We start from the raw sequence: 19127 nt of genomic DNA on the forward strand, positions 1-19127 counted from the left end.
GGGCGCGAGTATAGCAAAAAATGTCAAGTTCGCCAAAATAAACAAAGGTGGGCTTTTTTTCGATAAAATTTTGGAGAAATTACGTGAAAAAAAATTTTTTAGTGCTGGGATTGGGGGGAGCGATGTTGAGCAGTTCTACGTTTGCACATAATTTACAAATAGATCAATTGTTACCTGCTGTGAAAGTATCTGATTATGGGGAAATTGTATTAAATGGAAAGGATATTGCATTCCAATCTTGGACATCTTCTACGCTACCAGGAAAAGTGAGAATCGTGCATCATTTAGCGGGAAGAACTTCAGCAAAAGAGAAAAATCAAGCAATGATTGATGCAATTAAGGCGTCACATTTTAATCCTGCAAAATATCAAACCACAACAATTATTAATGCTGATGATGCTATTGTTGGTACAGGAATGTTTGTGAAAAGTAGTGCGGAGAAAGGCAAGGTTGAGAATCCACATAGCCAAGTCGTGTTAGATGATAAAAGTGCGGTAAAAAATGCATGGGCTTTAAATGCCAAAGAAAGTGCGATTATCGTATTAGATAAAAATGGTAAAGTAAAATTTGTAAAGGAAGGCCAGTTGTCTGCCTCTGATATTCAGACAGTGCTTTCATTAGTAAGAGAATTTACTCATTAATGATAAAGGCGGAAAAAATCCGCCTTTATTGTAGTTAATTTCTAACTGAATACACTTTAAATTTTCCTGTTTGAGCAACAACTTCGTAATCACCGAAATGTTGTCTAAGTAATTCGGGATAAGGCAAAAATGCATTGGCGACAATGCGTAATTCTCCACCTTGATTGAGGTGCCATTTTGCTTGCGTGATGAGTTCTGTTACTGCTCGATAGGCGGTATCAATGCCATCATGGAATGGAGGATTAGAAATGATCAAATCAAATTTTCCTTCTATATCAGAAAAGACATCACTGGCATAAACCTCGCCTTGTAATTGATTTTCATAAAGTGTTTTACGCGCTGATTCCAATGCCATTGCATGAATATCAGTCATGGTAATTTGTGCGTTAGGAGCGCGTTTTTTTATCATAGAGCCAATTACTCCCGCCCCACAGCCAAGATCGAGCACTTTTCCTTTTATTTTATTATCAATAGTTGAAAGTAACAGTTCTGTGCCCGTATCTAATTCCGCCGCACTAAATACCCCAGGTAAACTATATATAGTTAAGTCTTGTAGCGTAGAATGTTGATAGGTTTTCCAGAAATTTTTAAGTTCAAAGTGCGGTTTGTTTTGTAGTGAAAAATGATATAAACCGCAACGACGAGCAGAGTCAATTTTTGCTATTTCACCATAAGGTTCTAATGTTTTTTCTACTGAACGCACGCCACAACGGTTTTCTCCAATAATTAATATTTCTTGGCCAATAGGTGCTTGAGCGAATAGTTGAAGGAGTTGGAAATTGACTTCTTGTTTGTTTTTAGTCCAATAATAAACGATTAAATTAGCTTTACCTTGAAATTCAACGGAAAAATTGACCGCACTTTGCGTTCTTGCATAGTCAAAATAGCAACTCCAAATTTGGATTGATGGGCATTTAGAGACTAATGTTTGAGGAAAATTATCAGAGATACCTCCAGCAAATAATACTGATTTACCATCAAAAAATGAAAGATGTCGTTCTAAAACTTGGCTCTCTAGAGAAATCACGCTTTGAATCCTGTGGGTTATTAGTTAAAATTACGCGCTATTTTAGCAAAATTATTAATAAAAATTGATTAAAACTATTTTAGGAAAATCCTTTATGAAAAAAATTCTCTCTGCAGCTTTAATGGCAACGTTACTATCTGGATGTCAAGTTCTTGACCTTGTTCAAGGTACGCCTCAAAAGGCATCTAAAGTATCAAAGCCAGTATTAACACCAGTACAAACTGAAGTATTACAAAAGTTAGATGCTCAGTTTCAGCGTATTTCAGCTAAAGGTATCGAAATTGAATTCAATGGTGAGAAATATGTGAAACAAACACAAGCGGTAAAAGGTGACGATCCTCGTTTTGTGAGTCTAGCATTAAGTAAAAATAGTGAGGCACGTAAAGCCGTGTTAAGTGATACATTCTATTTAACTGATGTTTCTCATGAGAAAGCTATTACGGAACGTTATTTTGCCAAAAATAAAGAGACTTGCCAGTTACAGGCTGTGAAATCAGATATTCATGATTATTATGCTTGTGCCAGTGATAAATTTAAACGTTATGTTGCTTTAGTACATAAAGATAAAAATATTATTGCTTATCGTAGTTATACCTCATATCAAGTAGAGCCTACACAGGCTGAAGAACGTGCGATTATTAAGGCATTAGTTGATTATCCATTTGATAGTATTGTTCGTTAATATGAATAGACGCGATCTTCTTTTACAAGAAATGGGCATTTCTCAGTGGACATTATATCGTCCAGAGGTGCTACAAGGTTCAGTAGGAATTAGTGTTGCTGAGAATATTCGCTTTATCACTGTTTCTGATGAAAATATAAGTGGCTCGCCTTTGTTGGCGGATGTACTACTCAGCCTTGATCTTAAAAAAGAAGATTGCTTATGTTTGAATTACGATCAAATCCAGCATATCGAATGTAAGCGGCCTATTCATTATTGGTTATTATCAGAAAATATCGGTCAAATTGACCGCACTTTATCATTTTGCATGCCGGCTGAGCGCGTTTATCGTTCGCCAAGTTGGCAACAATTTCAATCTAATCACCAAGCCAAACGAGAGTTGTGGCAACAAATTCAGCAGCCTTAATTATGTCTATTATTTCTCAAATTGAAGTCAGTGATTTCGACCGATTATATGAAATCGAGCAGCAAGCACATCTGGTTCCTTGGTCATTTGGTACGTTAAAAAATAATCAAGGGGAGCGTTATCTCAATTTAAAATTAATTGAGAATAATCAGATTATCGGTTTTGTTATTTGTCAAACAGTATTGGATGAAGCGACTTTGTTTAATATTGCTATTGTACCGTCTCATCAAGGTAATGGATTGGGGAAATTATTGTTGAATGAGTTAATCGCTCGGTTGAAAGAAAAAGGTGTACAGACCTTATGGCTAGAAGTCAGAGAGTCTAACCCCGCTCGTTTCTTGTATGAAAAAATTGGTTTTAATGAAGTCGATATTCGAAAAAATTATTATCCGAAACCCAGTGGTGGACGAGAAAATTCCTTAGTGATGGCCCGTTATTTATAGATACAAATGATATAGCCTAGGATGTTGTCCTAGGCTATATTTTTATGCGTTTTCTGCAGGAAAAACAAAGGGATTTAATCCGCTGCGTGCGAAACCTTTTTCTTCCATTTCAATATCTAAGAAAATAGAAGCCAAATCGTCGGCTACTGGTTCTACATGAGGATCTTTTTCTTGGAACATGATTTTCAAGTAACTTTCACAGCCGCCACAGGTTTCGGCACGAATAAGTGCGAGCTCTTCATTTAATGACCACATTTCGAGTTTGTCGTGGCCATTACAGTTGGTGCATTGTGCGCGTACTAAATTCCATTCACTTTCACATAAATTACAATGTAAGTAACGTAAACCTTGTGATGTACCAATTTGTACAATACTCGCGACAGGTAATGAGCCACAAACAGGGCAGTGATGGAGATTTTCAGTATTTTCCAGTTGACTATTATGTGGAATTTGTTGAGTGAGTTGTAACCAATAGAGGGACAGGGCCGCCCAAATGAAAATAGACTTATCGCTACTTACTAAGTTAAATTCTTGAGTAAGAAGTTTAGTTGCCATATCTTCTAATTCTGAAGATGATGCTTTTTCAAGCTGTTCAATGGTTGCTAATACTTGTTCATTAGCTTTAGGTTTTATTTCGTGAATAATTTCTGCAAGATATTCTCTCCAAATATTATTTCGTTGAAAAGTTTTTGCATTTAAGGGCTCAATTTCATTTAACTGTTTAAATGGATGAGCAGGTAAAGGATTTTTTTCTAATGTAGAAAGTTGGCTTTCCACAATATCTGCAGCAAAATTTAAGTAATCGCTTAGTGGATGATCTTTCGCTAAATCACGCAGACGTTTTGCACGACGCTGGTAAAGGTTTTTAGGATTCGCAAATAAAACAGGTGGAACATCATAAGCGTTCTTTTTTTGTTTAATTTCGTCCTCTGAAAGAATTTTAATGCTCATAAGATACTCTTGATTGTCACTAATAAAAAGTGCGGTTATTTAACCGCACTTTTTCATACTAGGGGGTTATTTTCCAAAGCCTTTAAATAATACTTTGGTTTTCCCACCTTTGTCATTTTTTTCGTTAATAAGGTCATTCTCTAGTGCTTCTAACACCTCTTCACGATACCATTTTGGATGGTGTTTTTTCGCCCAGCGAACAGTTACCCATCCTTCAACAATACCACGAATAGAGCCCTTGATCCAAAATGCCATATACATATGTACTAGGATGCCAGTGAATAGCATGAAAGCACTTAATGAGTGAAGCAAAATTGCAATACGCAATACTGGAATTGAGAAGTAATGTGAGAAGTATTGGCGCCACATAATGATGCCTGTTACTAATAATGTCACCATAGCTAAATTTAATGTCCAAAATAACATTTTTTGGCCAAAGTTATATTTACCATTATCAGCTACAGCATGCTCGTTACCTTTTAATACTTCTAATATGCCTTTTGCCCAGCGAATATCATTTTTTTCTGGAATATTGTGATCCCAGTATAATAAAGCTAAGTAAATAAAAGCAAAGAACATTAATATCCCCGTGAACGGGTGAACTGCACGTGCAATTTGTGGTGTTCCCAAAATTTCTGTTAACCACGCAAAATCTGGGAAGAAAAAGGCAACCCCAGTGAACATTGTCATAAAAAAGCAAATTACCAACATCCAGTGGCTGATACGCGCAGGCGTTCTATGGCGGATAACGCGAGTATCGTTGCTAATTTCAATTTTACTCATGGTTTTCCCCCTTAGTTGATTTTTCTTCTTCAAATTCGTGGTGATGATCTTCCACATCTTCTTCTACATTTGGACCAACAGTTAAGTAGTGTGCGATTTCTGCAAGGGCTAAACCACCCATTGCCACTGCCGCAACTGGTTTTAACACATCTTTCCATAAAGTAACGCTTGGATCAATGCTTGGGTTTTTCGGAAGGCCTGAATAAAGTTCAGGTTTATCTGCATGGTGTAATACATACATTACATGCGTACCACCAACACCTTCAGGATCGTAAAGCCCCGCATTTTCATAACCACGTGCTTTTAATTCAGCAATGCGTTGTTCTGCGTATACTTTCATTTCTTCCTTAGAACCGAAACGAATTGCACCAGTTGGACAGGTTTTCACGCAAGCAGGCTCTTGACCTACAGATACACGATCCACGCAAAGGGTACATTTGTATACTCGATTATCTTCAGGATTCATTCGAGGAATATTGAATGGACATCCTGCGATACAATAGCCACAACCAATACATTTATCAGATTGGAAATCTACAATACCATTGGCGTATTGGATGATTGCGCCTGGTGATGGACAAGCTTTCAAACAGCCTGGTTCAGCACAGTGCATACATCCATCTTTACGGATTAGCCATTCTAAACGATCGTTTTCCTCTACTTCGTTAAAACGCATCACAGTCCATGCTTTTGCATTGAGATCAACAGGGTTATCATAGATCCCTACACACTGAGCATTGACATCAGAGCGGATATCATTCCATTCTGAACAGCCTACCTGACAAGCTTTACAGCCAATACAGGTAGTAACATCGATTAATTTTGCGACTTCAACTTTATGATCTCGCGCGTGTGGTGCAGGTGTTAAGCCTGAAGTTGCGGAGATTTTAATAACGTCTTGCGTTTGAACGCCTTGAGCAGTTCCTGCCATATTATGCCTCCCCAACTTTTTCAATATTCACCAAGAATGTTTTGTATTCTGGTGTTTGCGTGTTTGCCTCACCCCAAGATGGTGTTAAGGTATTAGTAGCAAATCCACGATTACCTTTACCATTTAAGGCCTTCATATTCCAGTGAATTGGAAGACCTACATGGTGTACGGTACGTCCATCAATTTCGAGATCTTTAAGACGTTTCGTAACCACGGCAACAGCTTTAATATAGCCACGACGAGAAGTAATTTTTACCATATCGCCTTTTTGGATGCCTTTTTCTGCTGCTAATTTTTCACCGATTTCCACAAATTGTTGTGGTTGTGCGATGATATTTAATGCAGATTGTGCAGTCCAACTATGGAAGTGTTCCGTTAATCGGTAAGTTGTTGCCACGAATGGGAACTCTTTATTTGAACCGATAAATTCTTTATCTTCAGGATAAATACGTACTGTAGGATCACTTACCACTGCAGAGTGTAATGGGTTAGTATCTATTGGGCTTTCAACTGGCTCATAGTGTTCAGGCATTGGACCATTTGCAATTTTATCAACTGCAAATAAACGACCTACACCTTCCGCAGACATAATAAATGGTCCTGTATCAGAACCTGGTGGTTGTGTACCATAGTCTGCTACATCATGCCAGTTCCAGTTTTTACCATTCCATTTGATTAATTGGCGGTTTTTATCCCAAGGATTACCATTGATATCTAATGATGCACGGCTATAAAGTACACGACGGTTTGCAGGCCATGCAAAGCCCCAACCAATGGTGCAACCTAGACCTGATGGGTCTGAATTATCACGATTTGCGGTTTGGTTACCTTTTTCAGTCCATTGACCAACGTACAACCAGTTACCTGATGTTGTTGTACCATCATCACGTAAATGTGCAAATCCATTGAGTAATTGGCCTTTTTTGTACATCAAGTTACCGTTTGGATCATAAAGATCTTCAAGCGCATAACCATTTAATTCTTTGGCTAATTCTACCGCACTTGGTGAGTGTGGTTGAGCATAGTCCCAAGTCATTGCTTCAAAGGATTCAATACCGCGACCACCTTCTTTTTGATAAAGATGATGCATTTCTTCACGAATCATAGAAAGAATTTCAACATCTGGTAATGCTTCACCTGGCTGATCGCAACCTTTCCAGTGCCATTGCGTCCAACGTCCTGAGTTTACAATTGAACCATCTTCTTCTGCGAAACAGGTTGTTGGTAGGCGGAAGACTTCAGTTTGAATTTCTGAAGAATTCACGTTGTTTGATTCACCAAAGTTTTTCCAGAATTCAGAGGATTCAGTTTGAAGCGGATCCATCACGATTAAGAATTTTAACTTACTCATTCCTGCAACAGTTTTGTTTTTGTTCGGTAATGAGTTTAATACGTTAAAGCCTTGTAAAATCCAACCGTGTAATTTGCCGTCATTCATCAATTTAACGTGAGTAATCGGGTCATATAAGCGATCTGCTTTTGGTAAGAAATCAAAACCCCAACCATTTTCTTTAGTTGCTTTATCACCATAGAAGGTTTTCATCATACTAACAAAGAATTTTGAAGTATGACGATAATAGTTCACTTGGTTTGGAACAATATCTTTTGGTGTAATCGCGTTAATGTATTGCTCATAAGAGGTATCTTTATCGTTTGGTAAACGCATGTAACCTGGTAAAGACATTGGCAATAGGCCCATATCTGTTGTACCTTGCACATTGGAGTGACCACGTAATGCATTAATACCACCACCAGGCATACCCATATTACCTAAAAGTAATTGGATCATCGCCATTGAGCGAATGTTTTGTGTACCGATTGAATGCTCAGTAAAACCTAACGCATATAGATGCGTCATCGTTTTATTTGGGGCAGAGGTTTTACCAATTTCTTCACAGATTTGTAGGAAGAGTTTTTGTTTTACACCCGTGATACGTTCAACCATTTCTGGGGTATAACGTGAAACATGATCTTTTAAGATATTAATGACACAACGAGGGTGTTGTAATGTCATATCACGTTTAGCCTGTCCGTTCTCATCAAACTGATAGTTCCATTTAGATTTATCGTAGTTACGTTTTTCTTCGTTATAACCTACAAATAAACCATCTTCAAATTTGAAACCTTCGTCAACTAAGAATGAAGCATTAGTATAGTGTTTAACGTATTCATGTTGAATTTGGTTTGTTTCCAATAAGTAATGGATAACACCCATTAAAAATGCGATATCTGAACCAGAACGAATTGGCGCATGTAAATCTGCAACAGAGGCTGTACGGTTAAAGCGTGGATCGATGACGATAAGTTTCGCACCGTTTTTCTTTGCTTCAATTGCCCAACGGAAGCCAACAGGGTGAGCTTCAGCAGGGTTACCGCCTTGAACAATGATAAGGTTGGCATTTTTAATATCAACCCAGTTATTTGTCATCGCACCGCGACCAAATGATGGAGCAAGACTTGCTACCGTTGGTCCGTGTCAAGTATTCGCTTGGTTACACATCGGTACCATACCCAACATCCGCACCCATTTATGAGTTAGTAGTGCGGCTTCGTTGCTTATGGCTGATGCAGTCATAATACCTGTAGTTGTCCAACGGTTCACGGTTTTGCCACTTGCATCTTTTTCAACGAAGTTAGCATCACGATCGTCTTTCAGTAAGCGAGCAATTCGTTTAATTGCATCTTGCCAAGAAATTCGTTCCCATTTATCAGAACCAGGTGCACGATATTGAGGATATAAAGAACGGCTTTCACTATTTACATAGTCTAATGCACCAGCACCTTTAGGGCAAAGTGCACCACGACTTACTGGATGATCTGGATCACCTTCAAGGTGAAATAATTTAGAACGAGTATTTGTGCTGGTGTGGCCACTTAATGTATCAGCAGGTTTTCCAGTGCTATATAACAACATACCGCAGCTTACGGCACAATATGTACAGGTGTTACGAGATTCGAATGCGCGTAATAATTTATATTCACGCGGTGCAGCCAATGCACTTGTAGGCGCAAAGCCCAACATTGCGGCTGAAGTTCCCGCCATACCACCTGCACAGACCTTAAAGAATTTTCTTCTTGAGATCTGCATAATCACTCCTTTACATTAACAGTGAGCGTTAATGTGTTTTAGATTTTTAGATAGTAAAAAATTCGCTTAGATAATTTGATTGATTTCGATAAAATAGCCTTATCGAAAGGTCACATAAAAAGGCGATAGCAAGAAACACCAATTTAAGCGGGCCTAAGGATAACGATTTTTTAACCATAAATCTATAATCAAATTACATTAGATTGCTAAAAATAAGTGATCTAGATCATAAAAATGAAACAAATTTAACAAAATTGTTACATGTATGTAATGGATATAACAAGAAATGAACTGGCTTTTACGACACTCAATCTATTTGTTTAGAATAAATAAAAAAGAAGAAAAAATTACCGCACTTTTAACCGAGAAAGAGGATGATCTTGCTGTTGAAATCCCCGTTTCTCTTGTTTATAACGGTATTTCTCATGCCGTGATGATGTGCTCACCAAAGAATTTAGAAGATTTTGCATTGGGTTTTTCTCTAACAGAAGGAATTATTGATAAACCTTCGGATATTTATGGTATTGACGTGATAGAAGCTTGTAATGGTATAGAAGTTCAAATTGAACTTTCTAGTCGAAAATTTATGACATTAAAAGAACATCGTCGAAACCTGACTGGGAGAACTGGCTGTGGTATTTGTGGTACAGAGCAGCTTAATCAAGTTTATAAACACTTCCCAAAATTAGAGCAAACCTTTCAGCTTGATATTAATCGGTTAGATAGTTGCTTAACTACATTACAAATTCATCAACAACTTGCTCAACAAACAGGAGCGACACACGCTTGTGCTTTTTTTGATTTACAAGGCAATATGCTTGCAATTCGTGAGGATGTAGGGCGACATGTTGCACTAGATAAGCTACTTGGTTGGTATGCAAAAACTGATAAACCTCAGGGATTTATTTTAGCCTCTAGTCGCGCGAGTTATGAAATGGTTCAAAAAACAATAGCTTGCGGTATAGAGATGTTAGTGACAATTTCTGCGGCTACAGATTTGGCGGTGAAAATGGCGAATGAGCATAATTTAACCCTAATTGGGTTTGCGAGAGAAGGGCGGGGGAATGTGTACTGTGGTAAAGAGCGGTTGAAATTTTAGTGAATATAAAACAGGAAATAGGGTAATGTGCCTCTTCTATTTCCTGTTTTGTTTAGGGATATTTAACCTCTTTCTTTAATGTCTGATACCCATTGTTGAATCAAGCGTTTACCTTCTTTATCAGATCCAAATTTTATAAAATTCATATCTATAAGCTTAAGTTTGTCTGCGGGTGTAAAGCCTGGTGCTGGTTGGGCATAAATATTGGTCGGTAACTGATAAGAATCGCCAAATCGCCAAGGAATTTCTTGAGCTTCTTTGCTTAACACGAAATCAATAAATAATTTTGCGTTATCTAAATTACGCGCCCCTTTAATAATGCTTGCAGCCCCTAATGCGTATCCAACACCTTCACAAGGTAAAACACCTTCAACGGGTGCGCCTTTATTCTTTTCTTTAGCATAATTGAGCATGAAACCTATATCAATTGCGACATCACCCGTTGCCAAATAACTAGTTGCGAGCCCACTTTTTGTATATTGGGAAACATTGTGATCCAAGGCTTTTAAGTAATCATTCGTTTTCTCTTCACCCCATAGAGAAATGAGTGTGCTTAATAATGAATAACCGGTTCCTGAAACACGTGGGTCTGCGTATTGAATTTCATTTTTGAATTCAGGTTTGGTTAAATCGGCGAAACATTTTGGTGGTATAATCCCCAATGAGGCTAGTTTTTTAGTGTTAATGCCAATTCCCATTTCCATTAGGTAAATAACAGATGTGAAATCACCGCGCTGAGCCATTAAGGATTTGAATTTGGGCATAATCTGTTTTTGCATTGGGGAGCGGTATTTTTCAAGTAAATTCAACTCGGCTGCTTGTAAATGCGGTTCAATAGTGCCCCCATACCAAACATCTGCTTGAGGATTTTCTTTTTCAGACTTGATTTTACCTAAAATTGTCCCTGTGCTATTGCGAATGAACTGTGTTTCTATTTGATATTTTTGAGCAAATGCTTTTGTCACTTGTTCACAAGTTGTATTTTGAACACTGCAATAGACGGTAAGTTTACCCGCAGCTTGAGCAGTAGAGGTAGCACTTAGTACGGCTAGTCCAAGAAGGGAAGCGAGTTTTAATGATGTTTGGAGAGGTTGTGACATATTTTTCCTTATGATTATAGTGTCATGTTAAGCTAAGTCGCTAGGCAATATAAAATTTTAAAAAAATTTTGTAAAGAGAGGTAATACCCGTTTTAGAGCGTATTCATTGCATTAATGATTTTAATTTCATCAAAATTGATAATATCTTCTTGGAATATTGTGCGCTCTTGAATTTTCCCCTCTTGTAATAATTTTTCTCGTTGTGTGCCTAAAAGCAATGGCGAGTCTGGTGTGTACCATTTTTTTCCTTGGCGAAAAATTAAATTACCAATAGAACAATCTGTCACTTTTCCATTTTTGATAATAATAATTTCATCACAAGCACTACGTTGAGCAAACAATGTATTAATTAAACTGCGATCAGAATATTTCAAGCCATATTCGATATCATCACAAATTACAGGTTGAAAAGTGCGGTAAATTTTTCGATGGTATTCAAAATATTGAATTTGTGTGGTTTCGGCATTGTAATCAATGCGGCAGCGAACTAATTGATTTTGTAAGAGGGCAGGCAGTTGAAAGAGTGAAAAAAGATTAAAAATTTTCACCGCACTTTTGCCATAATATTCACGCAAACTACGTTCATATCGCGCTTGGTGTAAATCGATATTTTGAATTTTCCCGTTTTCAATACAAAGGGTTTCAAATAGAGGATACATTAATGAGCCCCTTCAATCGGTAAATAGACTTTTTCTAACAATTCTTCATATTCATCTTGCACATTGCTATGAATGGTGATTCCACCTCCACTATGAAAATAAAATTTTTCATCTACTTGAGAAATAAATCGAATTGCCACCGCACTTTTTAGTGTTTTACCATCAAATATGCCAAAAATTCCTGTGTAATAACCGCGTTTTTGTTTTTCTGCTTGTTGAATAATTTGTGTGGTTTTTTCTTTTGGGGCGCCACTTATGGAACCAGCAGGCAAGAGTTTCGATAAAATATCTCCAATTTGATTTTGCCAGTTTCCATTCAACTTTCCGCAAATTTCAGAACTGGTTTGCAGTATTTCGCCTTTTTGTGTTTTGATTCGATCGATATAACGAAATTTTTTCACCTGAATGTTTTCTGCCACCATAGATAAATCATTACGCATTAAATCAACAATAGTGTAATGCTCGCGTTGTTCTTTTTCATTTGTGAGTAACTGATTTTCTGCATCGGGCAGAGACGCATTAATTGTCCCTTTCATGGGATAAGTAAAAATGCTGTTGTCATGAATATTGACAAAACATTCTGGTGAGAAGCAAACAAATTGATCTTGTAACCACAATTTATAAGGTGCATTTGTTTGATGAAAAATCTGTTCAAGTGACAGATTACCTGAAATTTCAGTGGGATAGGTGAGATTCAATAAATAAGAATTGCCTTTCTGTAATTGACTGTGAACAAGTTCAAAACCTTGTTGATAACGCGAGAAGGGCATTGGATGTTTGGTAAAATTAAGAGGGAGAGGTTGTGGAGAAATTGTGTAATTTCTTTTCCCTAAAATATCAAAATAAATGCCTTGTTGTGCAGAATTTTCGAGAGGACAAATCAATGGTTTTTCTTTTTCAAAATCAATGAGAAAGAAAAATGGCGTACGTTGTTTGCCATAATGATTAGCCTGTTCAATAAAATGTTGCATTGTGCTTTGTGTCATTTTGCGTAAAATTGCCCGATTATAACGAATGCCGAGCGGTTATGAAATTACTCATCATTAATAATCACGATTCTTTTACTTTTAACTTGGTGGATTTAATTCGAAAATTAAATGTACCTTATGATGTTTTAAATGTGGAAGATTTAAAGAAAAGTACAGTCGAAAAATATAGTCATATATTGATTTCGCCAGGGCCTGATGTACCACGCGCTTATCCACAACTTTTTTCTATGTTGAAAAAATATTATCAGCAAAAATCTATTTTAGGTGTGTGTTTAGGGCATCAAACCTTATGTGAATTTTTTGGTAGTACATTGTATAACTTAGAGAAAGTCCGTCATGGCCAGAAACGAATTTTAAAAGTACGGTCAAATTCTCCATTATTTTTTAGCCTTCCAAGCGAATTTAATATCGGGCTATATCATTCTTGGGGCGTACAGAAAAAAGATTTTCCTAGTTGCCTAGAAATTACCGCACTTTGTGATGAAGGTGTGGTAATGGCTATGCAGCATAAATCTTTACCAATTTATGGTGTTCAGTTTCATCCTGAGTCTTATATGTCAGACTTTGGAGAGCAAATTTTGCGTAATTGGTTGACTATTCCTACGACGATTAATCAATAATAGCGCTTGCTTATTAAGCAAAAATACGTATTATAGCCGTCTATACGTCAATACATCCAAATTTAAAAGAAAAAGAGAGAAAATATGTCTAGCTATTTATTTACATCTGAATCTGTATCTGAAGGGCATCCAGATAAAATTGCCGATCAAATTTCTGATGCGGTACTTGATGAAATCCTAAAACAAGATCCAAAAGCACGAGTAGCTTGTGAGACCTACGTAAAAACCGGTATGGCATTGGTTGGTGGTGAAATTACCACATCAGCATGGGTCGATATTGAGAATTTAACGCGTAAAGTGATTTGTGATATTGGTTATGAGCATTCTGAAATGGGTTTTGATGGCCATTCTTGTGCGGTGCTTAATGCAATTGGTAAACAATCTGCAGATATTAATCAAGGCGTTGATCGTGAAAATCCATTAGATCAAGGCGCAGGTGACCAAGGTATTATGTTTGGTTATGCCACCAATGAAACGGATGTATTAATGCCTGCAGCTATTACTTATGCACATCGTTTAATGGAAAAACAAGCTGAAGTGCGTAAAAACGGTAAATTAGCATGGTTACGCCCAGATGCGAAAAGCCAAGTAACGTTAAAATATGAAGATAATAAAATTGTTGGTGTGGATGCGGTTGTGCTTTCTACTCAACATTCTGAAGAAGTTAGCCAAAAAGATTTACATGAAGGTGTGATGGAAGAAATTATCAAACCTGTATTACCAAGTGAATGGCTCTCTAAAGAAACAAAATTCTTCATTAACCCAACTGGCCGTTTTGTTATTGGTGGACCGATGGGGGATTGTGGTTTAACTGGTCGTAAAATTATCGTAGATACTTACGGTGGTGCCGCTCGTCACGGTGGTGGCGCATTCTCAGGAAAAGATCCGTCTAAAGTTGACCGTTCAGCCGCTTATGCTGCACGCTATGTCGCAAAAAATATTGTGGCAGCTGGTTTGGCAGACCGTTGTGAAATCCAACTTTCTTATGCAATTGGTGTGGCTGATCCAACGTCTATCATGGTCGAAACCTTTGGAACTGGAAAAGTTGCGAATGAATTATTAGTGTCATTAGTTCGTGAATTCTTTGATTTACGTCCTTATGGCTTAATTAAAATGTTAGATTTAATTCAACCAATCTATCGTGAAACGGCAGCTTATGGTCATTTCGGTCGTGAGCAATTCCCTTGGGAAAAAGTGGATCGTGCAGCAGAATTACGTGTTGCAGCAGGATTAAAATAATCTTATTTTTTAATTTAGTAAATTATATAAAAGCCGCTTATCTAGCGGTTTTTTCTTTTCAATCATGACATCAATAGAGCAAATTCCATTTCGTCATTTAAAAATGCAAGTGCAACGTAAATTGAATCAGTCTTTGCAGCTTGCAGAGGCTTATTTTAAGCGAAAATTTACAATGCCTGAGGTAAATTATGAGTTACGTGGAATAAAGGCAGGCGTGGCTTACCTACAAAAAAATGAAATAAAATTTAACCGCACTTTGTTATTAGAAAATGCAGATGAATTTATTCGACAAGTCGTGCCACATGAGCTTGCGCATTTGATTGTGTATCAAATGTTTGGTCGTGTAAAACCTCATGGTCGGGAATGGCAGATTGTAATGAATGAAATTTTTAAGCTTCCTGCGGATACTTGCCATCAATTTGATATAAAAAGTGTGCAAGGTAAAACCTTTGAATATCGTTGTGCGTGCCAACCACATTTTCTAAGTATTCGCCGTCATAATAGAATAGTAAGAGAAAAGATTGAATATTTATGTAGAAAATGTAAGGGAAAATTAGTTTTTGTCGATGAAACAGAATAATTTTTGTGATATATTTTTCTAGTTTATTCAATAAATAAAGGAGTTATCCAATGAAAAAATCTTTATTAGCCGTTATTGTTGGGGCATTTGCCTTTGCTTCTGCTGCAAATGCGAATATCTATGCTGAAGGCGATATCGGTTTATCTCAAACTCAAGCAAACGGTAGCAATAATACTCGAGTTGAACCTCGTGTAGCGGTTGGTTATAAATTAGGAAATACACGTGTCGCAGGTGATTATACTCATCACGGAAAAGTTGATGGTGCGAAAATTCACGGTTTAGGTGCATCAGTATTATATGATTTTGACACGAATTCTAAAGTTGAACCTTATGTAGGCGCTCGTGTTGCAGCTAACCAATTCAAATATGATAATCGAGCTAACCAAGTATATAAAAGTTCTTCTGAAACTAAAATTGGTTATGGTGTTGTAGCAGGTGCTAAATATAAATTAGATGGTAACTGGTATGCAAATGGCGGTGTTGAATACAATCGTCTAGGTAGTTTTGATAATACTAAAGTTAATAACTATGGTGCAAAAGTTGGTGTGGGTTACGGATTCTAATTTTTAGAGTACCCAAATCTCTTTAAGAAAACACTTTTGGTTTAACGGTGATTACTTATGGTGATCACCGTTATTCATTTCTAGATATTTTAGGAAAATGTTTGAATAAAATACGGTGAAAATTCACCGCACTTTGCTTTTCCCCTTGAAATCTTTCTTTTTATTCTTATATCTGTGACGTTCAATTTTTATCTTTATGAAGGAAAAAAATTATGTCACAAAATCAAGAAACTCGCGGCTTCCAATCTGAAGTCAAACAACTACTCCAATTAATGATTCATTCTTTGTATTCCAACAAAGAAATTTTCTTACGTGAATTAATTTCTAATGCCTCTGATGCAGCAGATAAATTACGTTTTAAAGCACTTTCCAACCCTACTTTATATGAAGGTGATGGTGACTTGCGTGTGCGCGTTAGCTTTGATGCGGATAAAGGCACTATCACAATTAGCGATAACGGCATTGGTATGACTCGTGAGCAAGTCATCGATCATTTGGGTACGATTGCAAAATCAGGAACAAAAGAATTTTTAACCGCACTTGGCCAAGACCAAGCAAAAAACAGCCAACTTATTGGGCAATTTGGTGTGGGTTTTTATTCAGCTTTTATTGTGGCAGATAAAGTGACTGTAAAAACCAGAGCAGCTGGCGAAGAGGCGGATAAAGCGGTGCTTTGGGAATCTGCTGGTGAAGGCGAATATTCTGTGGCGGATATTGAGAAAAAATCCCGTGGCACCGATGTGATTTTACATTTACGTGAAGATGAAAAAGAATTTTTAAACGAATGGCGTTTACGTGAAATTATCGGTAAATATTCTGACCATATTGGCTTGCCAGTGGAAATGCTAACGAAAGAATACGATGATGAAGGCAAAGAGTGCGGTGAGAAATGGGAGAAAATTAATAAATCCGATGCACTTTGGACGCGTTCTAAAAATGATGTTTCCGATGAGGAATACAAAGAGTTTTATAAACACTTAAGCCATGATTTTGCTGATCCTGTCACTTGGGCGCATAACAAAGTTGAAGGAAATCAAGCATATACTAGTTTGCTTTATGTGCCAGCTAAAGCACCTTGGGATTTATTTAATCGCGAACATAAACACGGCTTAAAACTTTATGTTCAACGTGTATTTATTATGGATGATGCTGAGCAATTTATGCCGAATTATCTACGTTTTATGCGTGGTTTAATCGATAGCAATGACTTGCCATTAAATGTATCTCGTGAAATTTTACAAGATAACAAAATTACTGCTGCATTACGCAAAGCATTAACTAAGCGTTCATTACAAATGCTAGAAAAATTAGCAAAAGATGATGCAGAAAAATATCTTCAATTCTGGAAAGAGTTTGGTTTAGTCTTGAAAGAAGGCCCTGCAGAAGATTTTGCTAACAAAGAAACTGTCGCGAAGTTATTACGTTTTGCTTCAACACATAATGATAGCAGCGAGCAAACCGTCTCTTTAGAAGATTACATCTCGCGTATGAAAGAGGGGCAAAAAGCTATCTATTACATTACAGCGGATAGTTATGTTGCAGCGAAAAATAGCCCACACTTGGAATTCTTCAATAAGAAAGGCATTGAGGTTTTATTGCTTTCCGACCGCATTGATGAATGGATGTTAAGCTATTTAACTGAATTCGATGGTAAACAATTACAAAGTATTACAAAAGCAGATTTGGATTTAGGCGATTTAGCCGATAAAGAATCTGAAACACAAAAACAACAAGATGAAGCCTTTGGTAGTTTTATTGAGCGTGTGAAAAACTTGCTTGGCGAACGTGTGAAAACGGTGCGTTTAACTCACAATTTAACGGATACACCAGCGGTGGTTTCTACGGATAATGATCAAATGACGACCCAAATGGCGAAATTGTTTGCAGCCGCAGGACAACCGGTACCAGAAGTAAAATACACTTTTGAACTTAATCCAGAACACCATTTAGTGAAAAAAGTGGCTGATATTGCCGATGAAACAGAATTTGCTGATTGGGTGGAATTATTACTTGAACAAGCTATGTTAGCAGAGCGTGGATCTTTGGAAAATCCAGCTGCGTTTATTAAGCGCATTAATAAGTTGTTGGCATAATAAATAAACGCCTTGGTGTAGTTCCAAGGCGTTTTTAGTTTCAATCTATTTTTGAATAGATTATTTTATTTATTTCACCACCTAACTTATTTTCATCACTTAGTTGTAAATAAGATAAATGTAGGCTTTTCTTTTTTTTATTGTCCTCCTGGGCGACGATCAGCGGCACGATCTCCACAGGCTGAGCCATCTTTTGCGGTTTGCCAATAATGATCACATCTTCCTGCGTTAGCAAAAGATGAAAATGTACCTAAAGCAAATGTTGCTAATAAAATCATTACAATTTTTTTCATATATACTCCAATGTAAATTAAACGTAGTATGAATAAAACACGACACTAAATTGACTTTAGGTTAAAATCTTCATGCGGTGTATATTCTTAGAAATTATAATTTTATGGATATTATGCAAAAGATAGTAGTTGTAATGATGTTCTATACTATTTGTTACTTGACAAAATATGAGGTCTAAAATGAGCGTTAATGAGAAAGTAAGATTATTCAGAGAGTTAAATCAATGGTCTCAAGAGGAAATGGCTGAAAGAATGAATATGTCTGTGGCTGGATATGCAAAAATTGAAAGAGGTGAAACGAATATAAGTCTTCATAAATTGAAACAGATAGCATCAGTCCTACAAATAGATCTTTTGGATTTGGTATCCACCCATGATAGCGGCGTTATTTTAGTTGGTGGAGAAAATAATCAAAATCATTTTCGTAATAACTATTATGGTAATCAAGCAGCTGAGTTAGAAGTAGAAAAATTAAAGTTAGAATTAAAACATAAAGATGAATTATTGAAACAAAGAGAAAATGAATTAGAAACTTTAAGAGATATAGTAAATTTATTAAAACAACAAATAAAAGATTAGGAGATATTATGCTAATAGTCTATGGTATTAAAAATTGCGATACAGTAAAAAAAGCGTTGAAATGGCTAGCGGATCACAATATTGAATACAAACTTCACGACTACCGTATTGATGGTTTAGATTCGAATTTTTTAGTCCAAGCGGAAGCTCAATTTGGCTGGGATGTGTTGGTGAATAAACGTAGTACAACTTGGCGTAATTTGGATGAACAAGTTAAAAATTCCCTTGATAAAACGACCGCACTTTCCGTGTTGGCTGAGAATCCAACTTTAATTAAACGCCCAATTATTTTACAAGATGGGAAGGCTCTAATTGGTTTTAATGAAAAGGAATATCAGGCTGCTTTTGCCTAAAGTGCGGT

Annotated in this window: 21 protein-coding genes; 12 read left to right on the forward strand and 9 right to left on the reverse strand. The window is 36.8% G+C overall.

The features are described from left to right. Positions 1 to 83 precede the first annotated feature (83 nt). Positions 84 to 641, forward strand: a complete 558-nt coding sequence (locus FE813_RS01275) for a YtfJ family protein (protein WP_139989165.1) — start codon at positions 84 to 86, stop codon at positions 639 to 641. A 34-nt stretch (positions 642 to 675) separates the two neighbouring features. Here the strand turns inward: FE813_RS01275 and rsmC are convergent, their stop codons facing one another. After that, positions 676 to 1668, reverse strand: a complete 993-nt coding sequence (gene rsmC / locus FE813_RS01280) for a 16S rRNA (guanine(1207)-N(2))-methyltransferase RsmC (protein ID WP_139989166.1) — start codon at positions 1666 to 1668, stop codon at positions 676 to 678. Between the two features lie 94 nt (positions 1669 to 1762). On the opposite strand from rsmC, the gene FE813_RS01285 reads away from it, so the two are divergent. The 3 genes from FE813_RS01285 to rimI are packed head-to-tail and all read left to right on the forward strand — an operon-like array spanning position 1763 to position 3199. Further along, complete coding sequence (locus tag FE813_RS01285) at positions 1763 to 2350, forward strand: YdgH/BhsA/McbA family protein (RefSeq protein ID WP_139989167.1); 588 nt, start codon at positions 1763 to 1765, stop codon at positions 2348 to 2350. 1 nt (position 2351) lies between these two features. Then, on the forward strand, positions 2352 to 2756 hold the full coding sequence (holD, locus tag FE813_RS01290; RefSeq protein ID WP_139989168.1) for a DNA polymerase III subunit psi: 405 nt from the start codon (positions 2352 to 2354) through the stop codon (positions 2754 to 2756). A gap of 2 nt (positions 2757 to 2758) precedes the next feature. After that, complete coding sequence (gene rimI / locus FE813_RS01295; protein WP_139989296.1) at positions 2759 to 3199, forward strand: ribosomal protein S18-alanine N-acetyltransferase; 441 nt, start codon at positions 2759 to 2761, stop codon at positions 3197 to 3199. Between the two features lie 42 nt (positions 3200 to 3241). On the opposite strand, the gene fdhE is transcribed toward rimI, so the two are convergent. The 4 genes from fdhE to fdnG form a co-directional block, all read right to left on the reverse strand. Continuing rightward, positions 3242 to 4150 (reverse strand): formate dehydrogenase accessory protein FdhE, encoded by a 909-nt coding sequence (gene fdhE / locus FE813_RS01300; protein WP_139989169.1) that lies wholly within the window; start codon positions 4148 to 4150, stop codon positions 3242 to 3244. Between the two features lie 66 nt (positions 4151 to 4216). Continuing rightward, entirely contained in the window at positions 4217 to 4933 is a 717-nt protein-coding gene (locus FE813_RS01305; protein WP_048953726.1) for a formate dehydrogenase subunit gamma, read from the reverse strand. Further along, positions 4926 to 5864 carry a formate dehydrogenase subunit beta gene (fdxH, locus tag FE813_RS01310; protein WP_048953725.1) on the reverse strand — a complete coding sequence of 313 codons (939 nt, stop codon included), beginning with the start codon at positions 5862 to 5864 and terminating at the stop codon, positions 4926 to 4928. The genes FE813_RS01305 and fdxH overlap by 8 nt, the downstream gene beginning before the upstream one ends. 1 nt (position 5865) lies before the next feature. Further along, the gene (gene fdnG, locus FE813_RS01315) at positions 5866 to 8952 is read right to left on the reverse strand and encodes a formate dehydrogenase-N subunit alpha (RefSeq protein ID WP_139989170.1); all 3087 of its coding nucleotides are present in this window, start codon (positions 8950 to 8952) and stop codon (positions 5866 to 5868) included. A gap of 286 nt (positions 8953 to 9238) precedes the next feature. On the opposite strand from fdnG, the gene fdhD reads away from it, so the two are divergent. Further along, positions 9239 to 10051: a formate dehydrogenase accessory sulfurtransferase FdhD gene (gene fdhD / locus FE813_RS01320; RefSeq protein ID WP_139989171.1), complete on the forward strand. Its 813-nt coding sequence runs from the start codon at positions 9239 to 9241 to the stop codon at positions 10049 to 10051. Between the two features lie 62 nt (positions 10052 to 10113). Here fdhD and FE813_RS01325 read toward each other — a convergent pair whose 3' ends face one another. The 3 genes from FE813_RS01325 to FE813_RS01335 form a co-directional block, all read right to left on the reverse strand. Next, the gene (locus FE813_RS01325; RefSeq protein ID WP_139989172.1) at positions 10114 to 11151 is read right to left on the reverse strand and encodes an ABC transporter substrate-binding protein; all 1038 of its coding nucleotides are present in this window, start codon (positions 11149 to 11151) and stop codon (positions 10114 to 10116) included. A gap of 92 nt (positions 11152 to 11243) precedes the next feature. Next, positions 11244 to 11810: an aminotransferase class IV family protein gene (locus FE813_RS10850; protein ID WP_139989173.1), complete on the reverse strand. Its 567-nt coding sequence runs from the start codon at positions 11808 to 11810 to the stop codon at positions 11244 to 11246. Then, complete coding sequence (locus FE813_RS01335) at positions 11810 to 12796, reverse strand: aminodeoxychorismate synthase component I (protein WP_139989174.1); 987 nt, start codon at positions 12794 to 12796, stop codon at positions 11810 to 11812. The genes FE813_RS10850 and FE813_RS01335 overlap by 1 nt, the downstream gene beginning before the upstream one ends. 41 nt (positions 12797 to 12837) lie before the next feature. Between FE813_RS01335 and FE813_RS01340 the strand changes: the two genes are divergently transcribed. From FE813_RS01340 to htpG, 5 genes are all read left to right on the forward strand, one after another. After that, the gene (locus FE813_RS01340) at positions 12838 to 13419 is read left to right on the forward strand and encodes an anthranilate synthase component II (RefSeq protein ID WP_139989175.1); all 582 of its coding nucleotides are present in this window, start codon (positions 12838 to 12840) and stop codon (positions 13417 to 13419) included. An 84-nt stretch (positions 13420 to 13503) separates the two neighbouring features. Further along, positions 13504 to 14658 carry a methionine adenosyltransferase gene (metK, locus tag FE813_RS01345; protein WP_105899360.1) on the forward strand — a complete coding sequence of 385 codons (1155 nt, stop codon included), beginning with the start codon at positions 13504 to 13506 and terminating at the stop codon, positions 14656 to 14658. Positions 14659 to 14722: 64 nt separating this feature from the next. Continuing rightward, positions 14723 to 15238 (forward strand): SprT family zinc-dependent metalloprotease, encoded by a 516-nt coding sequence (locus tag FE813_RS01350; protein WP_139989176.1) that lies wholly within the window; start codon positions 14723 to 14725, stop codon positions 15236 to 15238. A gap of 50 nt (positions 15239 to 15288) precedes the next feature. After that, the gene (locus FE813_RS01355; RefSeq protein ID WP_048953715.1) at positions 15289 to 15801 is read left to right on the forward strand and encodes an OmpW family outer membrane protein; all 513 of its coding nucleotides are present in this window, start codon (positions 15289 to 15291) and stop codon (positions 15799 to 15801) included. Positions 15802 to 16013: 212 nt separating this feature from the next. Next, the gene (gene htpG, locus FE813_RS01360) at positions 16014 to 17894 is read left to right on the forward strand and encodes a molecular chaperone HtpG (protein WP_139989177.1); all 1881 of its coding nucleotides are present in this window, start codon (positions 16014 to 16016) and stop codon (positions 17892 to 17894) included. A 137-nt stretch (positions 17895 to 18031) separates the two neighbouring features. Here the strand turns inward: htpG and FE813_RS10430 are convergent, their stop codons facing one another. Then, entirely contained in the window at positions 18032 to 18187 is a 156-nt protein-coding gene (locus FE813_RS10430; protein ID WP_162836956.1) for a hypothetical protein, read from the reverse strand. 180 nt (positions 18188 to 18367) lie between these two features. Between FE813_RS10430 and FE813_RS01365 the strand changes: the two genes are divergently transcribed. Then, on the forward strand, positions 18368 to 18766 hold the full coding sequence (locus tag FE813_RS01365) for a helix-turn-helix domain-containing protein (protein ID WP_180978654.1): 399 nt from the start codon (positions 18368 to 18370) through the stop codon (positions 18764 to 18766). An 8-nt stretch (positions 18767 to 18774) separates the two neighbouring features. Further along, positions 18775 to 19119: an ArsC family reductase gene (locus FE813_RS01370; RefSeq protein ID WP_139989179.1), complete on the forward strand. Its 345-nt coding sequence runs from the start codon at positions 18775 to 18777 to the stop codon at positions 19117 to 19119. Positions 19120 to 19127: the final 8 nt, after the last annotated feature.

The sequence above is a fragment of the Haemophilus seminalis genome, assembly GCF_006384255.1.
In the GTDB taxonomy this organism is placed as follows: Bacteria; Pseudomonadota; Gammaproteobacteria; order Enterobacterales; family Pasteurellaceae; genus Haemophilus; species Haemophilus seminalis.